Here is a 13,788-nt window from a genome sequence, read left to right as displayed (position 1 = left end):
AGGGGCTTCCGGCATGTTATGGATGGCTTTGCCGGGTCCTTAAGAGTCGTCGATGAGCGCTGAGTCGTCTCCCAAGATCGTCATAGTCGACGAGAGCCCGATCCGCGCAGCCATCCTTGAGGAGGGGCTGCGGGAGGCCGGCTATACCGACGTCGTCCATATCAGCGAGATGCAGAGCCTGCTCTCGCGGATCTACGCGCTCGACCCCGACATCATTGTCATCGACCTTGAGAACCCCAGCCGCGACGTGCTGGAACAGATGTTCCAGGTCAGCCGGGCCGTGCGCCGGCCGATCGCGATGTTCGTCGACCAGAGTGACGCCGCCTCGATCCAGGCGTCGGTGGAGGCGGGCGTCTCGGCCTATATCGTCGACGGCCTCAAAAAAGAACGCATGAAGCCGATCCTCGATCTCTGCGTCTCCCGCTTCAATGCCTTCTCCAAGCTGCAGGACGAGCTCGACCGGACCAAGCATGCGCTGGAGGAGCGCAAGGTGATCGACCGCGCCAAGGGCATCCTGATGAAGGTGAAGGGGCTGACCGAGGAGGAGGCCTATGTGCTGATGCGCTCGACCGCGATGCGCGAGAAGAAGAAGATCGGGGAGATCGCGCAATCGATCCTGACGGCGTCGGAGCTGCTGAAATGACCACACCCTTGCGCATCGGATTCATTCCGCTGGTGGACGCTGCCGCGCTGATCGTAGCTGTCGACAAGGGTTTTGCCGCGGCGGAAGGCCTCGACGTCACGCTGGTGCGCGAAGTGTCGTGGTCGAACGTCCGCGACAAGCTCAACATCGGCCTGTTCGACGCAGCCCATCTGCTGGCGCCGGTGGCGATCGCCTCGAGTCTCGGGCTTGGCCACGTCAAGGTGCCGATCGCGGCGCCGTTCAATCTCGGGCTCAACGGCAACGCCATCACGGTATCGCCGGCGCTGCATGCAGCACTGATGGAAGAGATCGACGGCGACCACTTCGACCCGATGGCGACCTCGCAGGCGCTTGCCCGTGTGGTGGCGAAGCGGCGGAAGAGCGGGGCGGAGCCGTTGACCTTCGGCATGACCTTCCCGTTCTCGACCCACAATTATCAGCTGCGGTTCTGGATGGCGGCCGGTGGTGTCGATCCGGACGAGGACGTCCAGCTCGTGGTGCTGCCGCCGCCCTATATGGTGGACAGTCTCGCCAACGGCCATGTCGATGCGTTCTGCGTCGGCGCGCCCTGGAATTCGGTCGCGGTCGATCTCGGCATCGGCCATATCCTGCACTTCGTCTCCGACATCCTGCTCAGTGCGGTCGAGAAGGTGCTGGCGGTCCGCCAGGCCTGGTCGGAGAAGCATCCCGACGCCGTGGCGTCGCTGGTGCGCGCGCATCTGCGCGCCGCGGAATTCATCGAGCGGCCCGAGAACCGATCCGAGGTGGCGCGTATCCTCGCCCAGCCGGAGCGGATCGGCGTCGACGCCAGCGTCATCCAGCGCACGTTCGATGGCCGGCTGAAGATCGCGCCTGATGGCACCATGCGCGAGAGCAACCGCTACCTCCTGGTCGGGCGCGAAGCGGCTGCGCGGCCGGACCCGGGGCAGGCGGCATGGCTCTACGCCCAGATGGTTCGCTGGGGCCAGACGCCATATCGGCCGGAGGCGCTGAAGTCCGCCATGGCCGTGTTCAGGCCCGACCTCTTTGACGCCGCGTCCGGCCGCCCGACAGGAGCCCCCAACTTGATCGGCGCGTTCGCCGGTCCACCGTTCGATCCGAGCGACGTTCCGGGCCACCTGGCGGCGTTCAAGATCGGGCGCTGGAAGCCCTGAGCGCGACGCAACGGCGGCTCCGCCGGGACGCGCGGCCGGTACTTTTGTTGCTGGGCAAGGATGAGCAACAGACGCGGCAGCGGCTCAGCTATCCACCTCCGGCTACTTTGCATGGGGTTGTTTTCGAGATTTTCGGTTATTGCGGGACTGGCGCTGGTTCCCAACGCCTCGAATTGCAACGAATAAGATTCTCGGGGGAAACCACGAGGAAGAATATTCCACTCGGAACCCAGTTCCCCGAGGTGGCGGCATCGCTATTTTCGCCGCCCGCTTGAATCCCGGAGCGAACGCTATTCCATATGCCCGAGAATGGGGCGTTGGAGATCGACCATGCGCGAGCTATCGGCGGAAGCCCGCCTGCACTTTTACGCGCGACAAGTTTCAAGGAAGTCCGGAAGCGGAATTCATACCGCGGCGCTCTACAGCGCCTTTGCGGTGATCGCGGCCATCGTGTTCGGCACGCTGTCCGTCCATCCGTTCTGACGTCTTCAGAAAATTCAAAAGCCGCCGTCTGATGTCCTCAGGCGGCGGCTTTGTGTTGGCGGGATGCTGATCGTTCAGTATCCGGAGCCGTATCCATATCCGTAACCGTAACCGTAACCGCCGCCACCGCCGCAGGTGTTGCAGGTCGGCTGCACCGGCGCGTAGTAGGAATAGCCCGGCGACACCATCTGGGTGCGCTCCTGGGTGGCGTATTGCGGCGCGATGCGCTCATAGGCGACGCCCCCCGGCGCGACCATCACCGTCCTTGGTACCATCACGGTCCGATACTGCGCCGGCGTGCGATGCGCGATCACGCGGCCCGGCGCCACCATCACGGTTTCCTGCACCGTGCGATATTGCGGCGGCACGCTCTGCACCTGATAGCAGGTCGTGCAGGGTTGGGGCGGCGGCGTGTAGCAGCTGGAGCAGCCGGCGGATGCTGCGCTGGTGAAGGCGGCCGTGGCAACCGCGGCAACTGCGAGGGAGAGGCTGGTGCGGAACATGCTTTCGTACCCAATTTTCCTGAGAGGACAATCAAAGGCTCGGAAGCTGCACCTAACAATCAAACGGCAAGTTTGGGTTTAAGAAGACTCTTAACGGAATCTAAAAGGGCCGGCGCGACGGCCGGCCCTTGTCAGTCGATGCGATGGTGGCTCAGTGCGCGGTCTTGAAGGGCGCTACCGTGATGCCGGCCTTGCTCAGCGCCTCGCGCAGGCCGCGCGCGATCTCGACGGCGCCATGCGTGTCACCATGGATGCAGACGGTATCGGTCTGCATCTTGATCACCTTGCCGGTGACCGACACCACTGCGCCATCCTGCACCATCCGCACCACGCGCTCGGCGATCGCCTTGGGATCGTGCAGCACCGCGCCGGGCTTCTTGCGCGACACCAGATTGCCGTCGTCCTCATAGGCGCGGTCGGCGAACACCTCATGCGCCATCCTGAGATTGGCGGCTTCGCCGGCGCGCACCAGCTTCGAGTTCGCCAGCACCACGAAGATGAGATTGGGGTCGACCGCCTTGATCGCATTGGCGATCGCCCGTGCGGTCATGTCGTCCTCGCAGGCAACGTTGGAAATCGCGCCGTGCGCCTTCACATGGGTGACCTTGTGGCCGGCCGCGGTCGCGATCGCCTGCAAGGCGCCGATCTGGTAGGCGATCAGGTTCTCGATCTCCGAGGAACTCAGTCCCGGCATCGGGCGGCGGCCGAAGCCGTGCAGATCGCGATAGCCGGGATGGGCGCCGACGCTGACGCCGCGCGCCTTCGCCAGCTCGACCGTCTTGCGCATGATGTCGGCATCGCCGGCATGGAAGCCGCAGGCGACGTTGACCGAGGTCGCAAGCTCGATCATCGCGGCATCATTGCCCATTTCCCAGGGCCCAAAACTTTCGCCGAGATCGCAATTGAGGTCGATGGTTGAGGTCATGACGATCGATCCGTTGTTGTTGGTTTGATTCTACGGGACGGCGACCTGCCAGGTCGCGGCGTCGATGGCGCTGACCGCCTGGCCCGCGACGTTAGCATCTCTCAGCGCCTCGATGTTGAGGCCAAAGTCCTCAATGCCGCGGAGCCGGTCGGGCAGGGACCGCAGCAGCTGATGGAACTTGATCGCCTCGGCCTGCGCTTCGGCCATTGTCACCGCCTTGAAGCGGAACGGCCGGCCAGCGGAGATTTGCGCGAAGCGGCCGAAATCGGCCGAGATCACGGTCGCGATCTTCGGATAGCCGCCGCTGGTGCCGCGGTCCGGCATCAGCACGATCGGCTGCCCGTTGCCGGGCACCTGAATGCTGCCGTTCACGGTGCCGTCGGAAACGATGTTGTGGCCGTCGAGGTGTTTTATCACCGGGCCTTCGAGGCGGTAGCCCATCCGGTCGCTGGTGGCCGAGATCTTCCACTCGCTGTCGGTGAACAGCTTCTTGTTTTCTTCGGCGAACTCGTCGTCCTGCGGGCCGAACACGATGCGGATCGGCGCATCGGTGGCGGCCGGCAATTCGATGCGGCGCTCGGGTGCACTGCTGGCGGCCTGCGTCTTCAGTTCGTCGCCGCTCTGCAGCGGCCGCGGATACGGGCTGCCGAGCCCGGCGCGGGCGTTGACGGCGAGGCTGCCGAACATCGGCTCACCCTCGATGCCGTGCTCGATCGCGAGATAGCTGAACGAGCCGCCGCGTGCGAACCCGAGATTGAGCGTCTCGCCCTCGGCGAGGGTGGCCGTACTGTCGAAGGCAACCGCGCGGCCGCCGATATCGGCATTGCGCGGCGCGCCGGCGAGCCCGACGCGCACGGCGCCGCCACGCGCGGTCAAGGCCGCGCCGAACGGGCCGATCTCGATTGCGGCGGCGAGCTGGTCATTGCCGACCAGCGTGTTGGCGGCAGCGAGCGAAAGCCGGTCCATCGCGCCGCTCGGTGTCAGGCCGTAGCGCTGCGAGCCCGGACGCCCGCCGTCCTGCACCGAGCTTGCCGGGCCAATCGAGCTGACGACGAGTTTGCTCATGGCGTCACCAGTTCTGCGACGAACTCGCCGGCCTCGGCGGCGCGATCCTGTTCGGCAAAGGTCTTGGCATCGACCGCCGCGAAGGTGATGGCATCGCCCGGCTCCAGCAGGAAGGTCGGATCGCGATGCAATTGATAGGTGCGCACGGGGGTGCGGCCGAGCAGGTGCCAGCCGCTCGGGCCAGCCAGGCACTGCACGCCGGTCTGGATGCCGCCGATCGAGATGGTGCCGGCCGGGGTCAGCAGCCGCGGGTCCTTGCGCCGGGGCATGTGCAGGAATTTCTCCAGCCCGCTGAGATAGGACCAGCCGGGCGTGAAGCCGATCATGGCGACGCGATAGTCGCCGGCGACATGGCGGGCCACGATCTCATCCGGCGTGGTCTTTAGCGCCTTCGCCACATCCTCGAGATCGATGCCGTGCTCGCCGCCATAGGTGACCGGGATGCGCCAGCGTCGCGTTCCGGTTTCGCTCGGCGGCGCCTTGGCGGCGCGCGCGAGCAGTTGCTCGCCGAGCACATCGAAGGTGATCTGCACGGGATCGTAATGCACCAGCAGCGAGCGGTAGGTCGGCACGGTTTCGGTGATGCCTGTGATCGGCTCGGCTGCGATCAGGCGGTCGAGCGCGAGCACGCGCCGGTTGGCGGCGTCGTCGATGGTGCGGCTGAATTCCACCGTGATGGCGCTGTCGCCACTCGGCAAAAGGCGGGGAGGAGCTAGCGTTTCGGCCATTGGATCAAACGGACTCGTTGGCTATCAAGCTAGCGTGTTTTGCAGCGAAACGGAATTCGTCTCGTGCAAAAAGATACAGCAACTTCAATAAATTAATCGGCATGCCAGCGATAAATGCAGATGATCGCAGCATTTTCGCGCAGCCCTTGACGCAACGCCTTTGCCCGGCAACATGCGCCGGTCTCTTCCTCCCATCGGAGCAACCTTTCCAGATGTCACTGTCCGCCGAAGCGATCGCGACGCTGTCGCACGTGTCCACCGCCACCATCACCACCGTCCTGCTCAAGAAGGGCCTGCGCAACATCTGGATGCGCGGCACCAAGCCGCTGAAGCCGGGACAGAAGCGGCTGGTCGGACCCGCCTTCACGCTGCGCTTCGTGCCGGCCCGCGAGGATCTGGCGACGCCGGAATCCTGGTCGTCGCCGATCTCGACCCGCACCGCGATCGAGGCGATGCCGGCGGGCTGCATTGCCGTGATCGATGCCATGGGCATCACCGACGCCGGCGTTTTCGGAGACATCCTCTGCGCGCGCATGGTCAAGCGCGGGGTGACGGCGCTGATCACCGACGGCGTGGTGCGCGACGTCGAGGGCGTGCTCGGCACCGGCCTGCCGGTGTGGTGCGACGGCTACGCCGCGCCACCGTCGGTCGCAGGCCTGACCTTCGTCGGCTGGGGTGAACCGATCGCCTGTGGCGGCGTTGCCGTGTTTCCGAACGACGTGGTGGTGGCCGACCAGGACGGCGCCGTGCTGATCCCGCAAGCCTTCCTCGATCATGTACTGGCCGAAGGGCCGGAGCAGGAGCGGATGGAAGCCTGGATCGTCAACGAGGTGAACAACGGCGCGCAGCTGCCGGGCCTGTATCCGATGAACGCCGAGACCAAGGCGCGCTACGCCGCAAGCAAGAAATAACGTCAAGCAAGAAATAACTTCAAGAGAGGGAGGTAACCCCATGGATATCCACGTTTCCGGCTCGCGGCCGACCCGCCGCGCGCCGAAGGAGAACTTCACCGGCAGCGTGCTGCAGGACCCGATAAACATGGCACCCGCACCGGCGCGCCTGAACGCATCGCGCGTGTCGTTTGAGCCCGGCGCCCGCACGGCCTGGCACACCCATCCGCTCGGACAAACGCTCTACGTGATATCAGGCATCGGCCGGGTGCAGGCCAAGGGCGGCCCGATCAGGGAAATCCGCCCCGGCGACGTCGTCTGGATTCCGCCGAACGAGAAGCACTGGCATGGCGCGTCCCCCGGCAACAGCATGACCCACATTGCCATGCAGGAGGCGCTCGACGGCGTGTTTTCGACCTGGATGGAGCACGTCACCGACGAGGAGTACAACGGCAAGCTCGGCTGATACGTCGCAGCCAGCCAAGAGAAAAGCCCCGCTCATGAAGCGGGGCTTTTGCTTTTCCAATGGAGGCGATCAATTCACCCGCGTCCAGGTCTGGCCGCCGCAGAACATGCCGCCGAACGCGCAACCCTGGACGCGCAGTGTATCGGAGCTCTTCAACGCGATCGTGGAATCGTAGGTGCTGCCGCTGTTGGGGTCGAAGATGCGGCCGCTCCACTTGTCCTTGCCGGGCTTCATGTTGATCAGAATCTGTTCGCCGTTAGCGTTCGACTTCTTGTCGACGGCGTAGCCGCAGAGATTGGCGCCGCATTGCTCGATGCGGACCTTTCCTTCCTTCTCTTCGGTCAGCCAGACGCCGAGCGGTGAATTGGCGGTCAGCACGGGATTCGCTGCCGACCTGGGCGCCGCGGCCGGAGGTTGCGCGACGGCGCCGACCGTAGACGCCGCGGCGGGCCTTGCCGCCGGCGCAACGCTTTGCTGCACAACTGGCGGAGCGGGTGGCGGCGGGGGCGTGGTCGCTGCCGCAGCCGGAGGCGGCGTGGCCGCGACGCTTGTCTTGGCTGGCTCCGTAGCTGTCGCTGGCGTGGGCGCCGCCGGGGCAGTTGCCTGATCAACGGCAGGCGGGGCGGGCGCTGCAGCCGCAGGCGGCGCGCCGGGCGCGGGCTGGGGATTTGTCGTGGGAGCTATCTTGGCGTCAGTCTTGGCTTCCGTCGGAGCCGGCTTGCGCTTCTGCCCGGTGTCCTCGCCCTTGGTGCGCTTGGTGCGGCGGGGGGTATTGTCGTAGACGCCGGGAATCGAAACCGTTCCGCGATCCGGATCGATCCGGATGGTACGGCCGTCATAGTCGAAGGTGTATTGCGCCTGCGCTGCCGCCGTGCCCGCCAACAAAAGCGTGGCGATCGCGAGAAGCTTCCTCATCTCGACCTCCAGTGCAGGGAATTATTCCCAAGGCTACGTGGCGACCCGCTCCGTTGAACGTGCCCCAATCACGGTCAAAACATGAGTCGTGTCCTCGGGACTTTGGTTCAAGTCACTGGATTGCGGCCTGGTTTCAGGCCGAGCGCGTCAACTTTGTGGGCGCTCAAACAGGCGCGTTTGCCGCAAGCTACTCGAACCACGCAGCATAGATTTTCGCGTAGCTGCCATCCTCGCGCGCGATATGGAGCCACTGGTCGACGAACGCTTTCAAGGCGACGTCGCGCTGTATCCAGTAGGCCTTCTCCGCGAAGTCGAACGGCTTGTCGGGGTGCACGGCGCAGAGCACGCCGGGATGCAGCTTCTGCTGATAGCGCGTCTCGGACGCATCGGTCATCATCAGGTCGGCGTCGCCCGTGGCGATCTCGTCGAAGATTTTTGTATTGTCGTTGAAGACGCGGATCTCGGCGGTCTTCACATTGGCGCGGGCAAAGCGCTCATTGGTGCCGCCGGGATTGACGATGACGCGGGTGCCCGGCTTGTCGATCTCGGCGATCGTCTCGAACTTGTCCTTGTCCGCGCAGCGCGCGATCGGGGTCTTACCCTCGCGCATGATCGGGGTCGAGAACAGGCCCTTCTTCTGCCGGTCGAAAGTGATGGAGACGCCGCCCATCGCGATGTCGAAACTGTCGGCCTCGAAATCCTTCATCATCTGCGGCCACGATGTCGGCACGAACTCGACCTTGACGCCGAGCGCCTTGCCGAGCGACTGCGCCATGTCGACGTCGAAACCGCGGAACGTCTTCGTTTCCTTGTCGAGCGCGGTGAAGGGCAGGTAGTCGCCGGTCATGCCGACGCGCAAGGTGCCGCGCTTGACGATCTCGTCGAGCCGCGACGGCGCCTGCTGCGCATGCGCGGCAGACAGGAGCAAAGCGAGAGCGAGGCCGGCCAGCGCGCGAAACATCTGATGTCTCCGTCAATTCCCATGACATGTCGCTGCGGAGCATTTAGACCAGATGGGACGATCGAGCCAGCAAAGCGGGCGCAAAAGTGACCATCTCGCTCCATGAAGCGTCCGTCGGTGTCTATGTGCCGTATCTGCGCAATCTTTCCGCGCTGCTCGATCGCGCGGAGGCCCACGCCAGGGCTCGCAACATCGATCCTGACGTGCTGCTGGCGACGCGGCTTTCGCCTGATATGTACAGCCTTCGCCAGCCGGTCGGAGAGGCGAACCGGCATGTCGTCCTGAGCTGCGCGTTGCTGGCGGGCTGCGCGCCGCCGGCCTTCGCCGAGGCGGAGCCCGACATCGCCGAGCTGAAAGCACGCATTGCGGCCACGATCGATTTTGCGCGGAGCCTGCCGCAGGCGACGATCGACGCCGCTGGCGACAAGGACGTGGTCTTCACATTCCGGAGCGGCGCGACCAGGCCCTTCACCGGCAAATCCCTGATTCTGACCTTCAGCGTTCCGCAGTTCTTCTTCCACGTCGCAACGGCCTACGACATCCTGCGCCATGCCGGCGTCAATCTTGCGAAGAAGGACTTTCTGGGACCACCAAGGCCGCCGCAGGGCTAGCCCTCGTTGCTGTCCTTGCTCGCCCGAAGCGTGGTCGCGCTACGGCTGATCATCTCGTGCTTGAAGTGCTCGAAGCGCCGCCGCGCTTCGGCCTCGCGTTCGTCGACAAACTTGATCGCGGCGTCGCCGTCCATCGGGCCGTTGACGTGAGGGCTCGATCCTTCGCCGACGGTCTCGTCGACATAGTAGCGGCCGTCATCCTCGCGCACCGTCCAGCGGAAGCGCAGCGCGGCCATCGGGCCTGGGCCCGACTTGGAATAGCCGTTGGCCTCGATCGGTCGCGGTGGTTGGTCGGGCTCCGGCTTGCTCGGCTCCGGTTCGACTGACTCTGCTTCGACTGACTTCGGTTCGATTGACTCCGGTTCGACCGGCTCGGGCTGCTCGATCGGCGGCGGCTCGACGGGCGCGACCTCGACGGACACGGCTTCGATGGAGACGACCACGGATTCGATGGAGACGACTCCGACGGACGATGGCAAGGGCGGTGGCATCGCCACGGAGACCGGCGGCTCCTCGACGGCCTCGGCTGCCTTGTCCGCAGTCTTGTCGGACGACTTGTCGGCCGATTTGGCCGTCTCGGGAGGCGTCGTCGTTTGATCGAGAATACTCGCGATTGCGGCGAGCGCATTGTCGGTCGGGTCGCTCACGGTTCGGTCTCCTAGGCAGGACGCCGGCGGAATCGTGCCGGCGCCCTTCCTATCTACCTGATCGGACTACCCTTTGTCAGCCTGGAGCTTCGGCTCTGATTGAATCAGAGCCGAAGCTCCAGGTTTCTTTATCGGACGCGTTTTCTTGACGCGAACCGGGAGCCACTTCGCTCGAAAACGCTATTAGGCCGAGACCGGCGGGCGGCGGTCCTTCCAGGGGCGGACCTGTTCGAGCTGGCTGGCCAGCCGGAACAGCAGACCTTCCTGGCCGAGCTTGGCCGCGAACATCATGCCGAGCGGCAATCCGGCCTTGTTCCAGGCCAGCGGCACCGACATCGCCGGTTGCCCGGACATATTGAACATCGAGGTGCCAGGCATGTAGCGGCGCAGCACCGGTGCGATGTGGGTCAGATCCTCGGACATCGTGTTCAGCTCGCCAAGGCGGAGCGGCGGCGCGCACAGTGTCGGGCTGAGGAAGATGTCGCAGCCTTCGAAGAAGGTCGCGAGGGCGCGCGAGATCTGGAATGCCGCAAGCTGCGCGGCGACGTAGTCGACCGGTGTCAGCTTGACCGAATTCTCCGCGCTCGCCAGCGTCAGGCGCTCGACGTCATCGGAGGTCAGCTTGCGCCCAACGCGCTGCTCGAGCAGGCGGATCGTCAGCGCCGTGTTGCCGCCGACGATCGTCGTCATGGTCACTGCCGGATCGGCCGCAAGCGGCGGCGCGCGCTCCTCGACATGATGGCCGAGGCCCGCCAGCAGCTTGGCAATGTCGCGGACCGCCGCGGCGATCTCGGAATCGATGGCGTCGCCATAGGGCGACTTGCCGGTGAAGCTGATGCGCAAATGGCCGGGATCGCGGCCGACCTCCTGGGAGAACGGCCGCTCCGGCGCCGGCGCGACGTAGAGGCTCGACGGCTCCGGGCCATGGATCGCATCCATCATCACCGCGCTGTCGCGGACGCTGATGCTGAGCACATGACCAACGGAAAAGCCGCCCCAGCCTTCGCCGCGGTCGGGACCACACGGGTTGCGGGCGCGCGTCGGCTTCACGCCGAACACGCCGGAGGCCGAAGCGGGGATCCGGATCGACCCGCCGCCATCGCTGGCGTGTGCGACGGGCAGGATGCGTGCCGCGACCGCAGCCCCCGCGCCGCCGGACGATCCGCCGGAGGAATGGTCGAGATTCCAGGGATTGCGGGTCGGGCCGAACAGGCGGGATTCCGTCGTCGGCATCAGGCCGAACTCGGGGCTCGCGCTCTTGCCGAAGATCGTGAGGCCGGCATCGAGGAAGCGCTGGGCCAGCGTGCCGTTGTGATCGGCGACGAAATCTTTCAACAGGCTCGCGCCCGACGTGGTGCGCGTGCCCTCGAGCAGGTCGAGGTCCTTGAGCAGGAACGGCACGCCGGTGAAGGGACCGTCAGGCAATCCCTTGGCAATCTGGCGTTCGGCGTAGTCGTAATGCTTGACGACGACCGCGTTGATCTTCGGATCGACGGCGGCTGTGCGCGCGATCGCCTCGTCGAGCAGCTCCTTTGCCGTCACGTCCTTGTTGCGGACGAGCTCGGCCAGACCGACTGCATCGTAGTTGCCGAATTCCTTGAAGGCCATGTGGGTGCTCCGCATCGCCGGGCCGATCGCAAGGATCGGCCGCGGCGCAAAGAGGAAGGCTGAGCGCTCAGCCGAGGACGTCCTGGTTGATCACATTCTGGCGCAGCGGATTGCCGTCCAGCACGCTCAGGATATTGCGCGCGGTCTGCTCGCTCATGCGATCGACGGCCTCGACGGTGACACCCGCAACATGCGGCGCCATGATCACGTTGGGCAAAGCGTGCAGCGGCTGACCAACCGGCGGCGGCTCGACCTCGAACACGTCGAGGCCCGCGCCGGCGATCTTGCCCGATACCAGCGCGTCGTGCAGCGCCGTCTCATCGACGATGCCGCCGCGGGCGGTGTTGATGAGATAGGCGGTCGGCTTCATCAGCCTGATCCGCGCCGCGTTGAACATGCCGACGGTCTCGGGCGATTTAGGGCAGTGGATCGTGACGAAATCCGCCTGCGGCAATGCCGCCTCTAAGCTCGGCACCGCCTCGCAACCGGCCGCCGTGATCTCGCTGGCGGGCTTGTAGGGATCATAGACCAGCACGTTCATTTCCATCGCAAGGCAGCGCTTGGCGGTGCGGGTGCCGATGCGGCCGAAGCCCACGATCAGCGCCGTCTTGCCGTAGAGATCGAACGGCAGCACGCCGAGCCGGCTCGCCCAGGTACCGTCCTTGACCATCGCGTGCATTTCGTTCGCGCGCTTGGCCAGCGTCAGCATCATGAACAATGCCTGCTCGGCGACGGAGGGCGAGTTCGCGGTGCCTGCGACCATCAGCGGCACCTTGCGGCGGGACAGCGCCGGCACGTCGACGGCGTCGTAACCGACGCCGATCCGGGTCACCACCATCATGCCCTTGGAGGCTTCCAGCTCTGCCTCGCCGAACCGGGTGGCGCCGAGCGCCACGCCATGGACCGGCGCATGCTGCTCCAGCATGGACTGGAAGTCCTTGGCCGAGATCAGGTTGGGAAATTCGATCAGTTCGACGTCGTCCCGCTCGTTGAGGAGCACCCGTGCCCCCGGTGACAAAGTCTGGGTGATGAAAATCTTCTTCTTGTTGGTGGCCATTTCCTGCCCTTGAGGTTTCTTGTACGCCGTCAAAGGACGACGCCGGTCACCTCATTTAGCAAATGCATATTGTTGAGGTCCACAGCCAATCGGAGCGGGCTGCCATCTTGCGCGCCGGCATTGGGATTGACCCGGCCGCAGAGCTGGGAGCCCTCGAGCGTGAAATAGACCAGCGTCTCCATCCCCATCGGCTCGGTGACGTCGAGCACCGCATCGAACGGCTCGATACCGGGCTCGGCATGCGGGCGGGCCTCCATGACATGCTCGGGCCGGAGGCCCAGCAACAACTTGTCGGTGCGGGAAAGCGCCTGGTAGCGGGCGGCGCGCGCCGGCGGCAGCGGGAAGGTGAGGCGATCGGTCAGCCGCACGTTGAGCTTACCGCCGACATCCTCGAGCCGGCACGGCACGAAGTTCATCGCGGGCGAGCCGATGAAGCTGGCGACGAACTTGGTCGCCGGCTTGTGATAGAGCTCGTTGGGCGTGCCGATCTGCTCGATCCTGCCGTGGTTCATCACCACCACGCGGTCGGCCAGCGTCATCGCCTCGACCTGGTCATGGGTCACGTAGACGGTCGTGGTGCGGACCTTCTGGTGCACCTTCTTGATCTCGATCCGCATCTGCACGCGCAGCTTGGCGTCGAGGTTGGACAGCGGCTCGTCGAACAGGAATACCTTCGGGTTGCGCACGATGGCGCGTCCCATCGCGACCCGCTGGCGCTGGCCGCCGGAGAGCTGCTTGGGCTTGCGGTCGATCAGGTCGGTGATGTCGAGCATGCGGGCGGCTTCGGTGACCCGGCTCTTGATCTCGGCCTTGGGATAGTGCTTCAGCCGCAGCCCGAACGACATGTTCTCGGCGACCGTCATGTGCGGGTACAGCGCGTAGTTCTGGAACACCATCGCAATGTCGCGGTCCTTCGGCGGCACGTCGTTGACCACATCGCCGCCGATCATGATGTCGCCGTCGGAGATATCCTCGAGGCCGGCGATCATCCGCAAGGTCGTCGACTTGCCACAGCCGCTTGGGCCCACCAGCACCACGAACTCATGGTCGGCGATATCGAGGTCGATGCCGCGCACCGCCTCGACCTCGTCGTAACGCTTCACCACCTTACGCAAACTGACGTCAGCCATGA

16 protein-coding genes are annotated in these 13,788 nt (G+C 65.1%); 6 read left to right on the top strand and 10 right to left on the bottom strand.

Going from position 1 to position 13,788, the window contains the following annotated elements; all coding sequences use genetic code 11:
* Window positions 1–52: 52 nt before the first annotated feature.
* From K359_RS0125620 to K359_RS61530, 3 genes are all read left to right on the top strand, one after another.
* Window positions 53–643 (top strand): ANTAR domain-containing response regulator, encoded by a 591-nt coding sequence (locus tag K359_RS0125620; protein ID WP_029081869.1) that lies wholly within the window; start codon window positions 53–55, stop codon window positions 641–643.
* Window positions 640–1,797 (top strand): CmpA/NrtA family ABC transporter substrate-binding protein, encoded by a 1,158-nt coding sequence (locus K359_RS0125615; protein WP_029081868.1) that lies wholly within the window; start codon window positions 640–642, stop codon window positions 1,795–1,797. Before K359_RS0125620 ends, K359_RS0125615 begins: the two co-directional genes overlap by 4 nt.
* Window positions 1,798–2,127: 330 nt before the next feature.
* Complete coding sequence (locus tag K359_RS61530) at window positions 2,128–2,280, top strand: hypothetical protein (protein ID WP_165123581.1); 153 nt, start codon at window positions 2,128–2,130, stop codon at window positions 2,278–2,280.
* 74 nt (window positions 2,281–2,354) lie between these two features.
* Here K359_RS61530 and K359_RS0125605 read toward each other — a convergent pair whose 3' ends face one another.
* The 4 genes from K359_RS0125605 to pxpB form a co-directional block, all read right to left on the bottom strand.
* A complete protein-coding gene (locus K359_RS0125605) occupies window positions 2,355–2,783 on the bottom strand; it encodes a hypothetical protein (protein ID WP_029081867.1) in 429 nt (142 codons plus the stop codon).
* A gap of 151 nt (window positions 2,784–2,934) precedes the next feature.
* Window positions 2,935–3,708 (bottom strand): LamB/YcsF family protein, encoded by a 774-nt coding sequence (locus tag K359_RS0125600; RefSeq protein ID WP_029081866.1) that lies wholly within the window; start codon window positions 3,706–3,708, stop codon window positions 2,935–2,937.
* A gap of 30 nt (window positions 3,709–3,738) precedes the next feature.
* Window positions 3,739–4,773 carry a biotin-dependent carboxyltransferase family protein gene (locus K359_RS0125595; RefSeq protein WP_029081865.1) on the bottom strand — a complete coding sequence of 345 codons (1,035 nt, stop codon included), beginning with the start codon at window positions 4,771–4,773 and terminating at the stop codon, window positions 3,739–3,741.
* Window positions 4,770–5,501: a 5-oxoprolinase subunit PxpB gene (gene pxpB, locus K359_RS0125590; protein WP_029081864.1), complete on the bottom strand. Its 732-nt coding sequence runs from the start codon at window positions 5,499–5,501 to the stop codon at window positions 4,770–4,772. Before pxpB ends, K359_RS0125595 begins: the two co-directional genes overlap by 4 nt.
* 212 nt (window positions 5,502–5,713) lie before the next feature.
* Here pxpB and K359_RS0125585 point away from each other — a divergent pair, with 212 nt between their 5' ends.
* The gene (locus K359_RS0125585; protein WP_029081863.1) at window positions 5,714–6,412 is read left to right on the top strand and encodes a ribonuclease activity regulator RraA; all 699 of its coding nucleotides are present in this window, start codon (window positions 5,714–5,716) and stop codon (window positions 6,410–6,412) included.
* 40 nt (window positions 6,413–6,452) lie between these two features.
* Complete coding sequence (locus K359_RS0125580; protein ID WP_029081862.1) at window positions 6,453–6,857, top strand: cupin domain-containing protein; 405 nt, start codon at window positions 6,453–6,455, stop codon at window positions 6,855–6,857.
* Window positions 6,858–6,926: 69 nt separating this feature from the next.
* Here K359_RS0125580 and K359_RS0125575 read toward each other — a convergent pair whose 3' ends face one another.
* The gene (locus K359_RS0125575; protein ID WP_029081861.1) at window positions 6,927–7,772 is read right to left on the bottom strand and encodes a DUF2147 domain-containing protein; all 846 of its coding nucleotides are present in this window, start codon (window positions 7,770–7,772) and stop codon (window positions 6,927–6,929) included.
* A gap of 187 nt (window positions 7,773–7,959) precedes the next feature.
* A complete protein-coding gene (locus K359_RS0125570) occupies window positions 7,960–8,733 on the bottom strand; it encodes a transporter substrate-binding domain-containing protein (RefSeq protein ID WP_029081860.1) in 774 nt (257 codons plus the stop codon).
* An 86-nt stretch (window positions 8,734–8,819) separates the two neighbouring features.
* Between K359_RS0125570 and K359_RS0125565 the strand changes: the two genes are divergently transcribed.
* Window positions 8,820–9,344 (top strand): DUF1993 family protein, encoded by a 525-nt coding sequence (locus K359_RS0125565; protein WP_029081859.1) that lies wholly within the window; start codon window positions 8,820–8,822, stop codon window positions 9,342–9,344.
* Here the strand turns inward: K359_RS0125565 and K359_RS53035 are convergent.
* From K359_RS53035 to K359_RS0125545, 4 genes are all read right to left on the bottom strand, one after another.
* Window positions 9,341–9,991 carry a hypothetical protein gene (locus K359_RS53035; protein WP_051346407.1) on the bottom strand — a complete coding sequence of 217 codons (651 nt, stop codon included), beginning with the start codon at window positions 9,989–9,991 and terminating at the stop codon, window positions 9,341–9,343. The genes K359_RS0125565 and K359_RS53035 overlap by 4 nt on opposite strands.
* A gap of 183 nt (window positions 9,992–10,174) precedes the next feature.
* Window positions 10,175–11,599: an amidase gene (locus tag K359_RS0125555; protein WP_029081858.1), complete on the bottom strand. Its 1,425-nt coding sequence runs from the start codon at window positions 11,597–11,599 to the stop codon at window positions 10,175–10,177.
* A 67-nt stretch (window positions 11,600–11,666) separates the two neighbouring features.
* Window positions 11,667–12,656: a hydroxyacid dehydrogenase gene (locus K359_RS0125550; protein ID WP_029081857.1), complete on the bottom strand. Its 990-nt coding sequence runs from the start codon at window positions 12,654–12,656 to the stop codon at window positions 11,667–11,669.
* 29 nt (window positions 12,657–12,685) lie between these two features.
* Window positions 12,686–13,786: an ABC transporter ATP-binding protein gene (locus tag K359_RS0125545; RefSeq protein ID WP_029081856.1), complete on the bottom strand. Its 1,101-nt coding sequence runs from the start codon at window positions 13,784–13,786 to the stop codon at window positions 12,686–12,688.
* Between the last annotated feature and the right edge of the window lie 2 nt (window positions 13,787–13,788).

This window comes from Bradyrhizobium sp. th-b2 (genome assembly GCF_000426785.1).
Lineage (GTDB): Bacteria > Pseudomonadota > Alphaproteobacteria > Rhizobiales > Xanthobacteraceae > Bradyrhizobium > Bradyrhizobium septentrionale.
The sequence above is the reverse complement of the archived record's forward strand: the minus strand, read 5'-3'. Positions and strand labels throughout refer to the sequence as shown.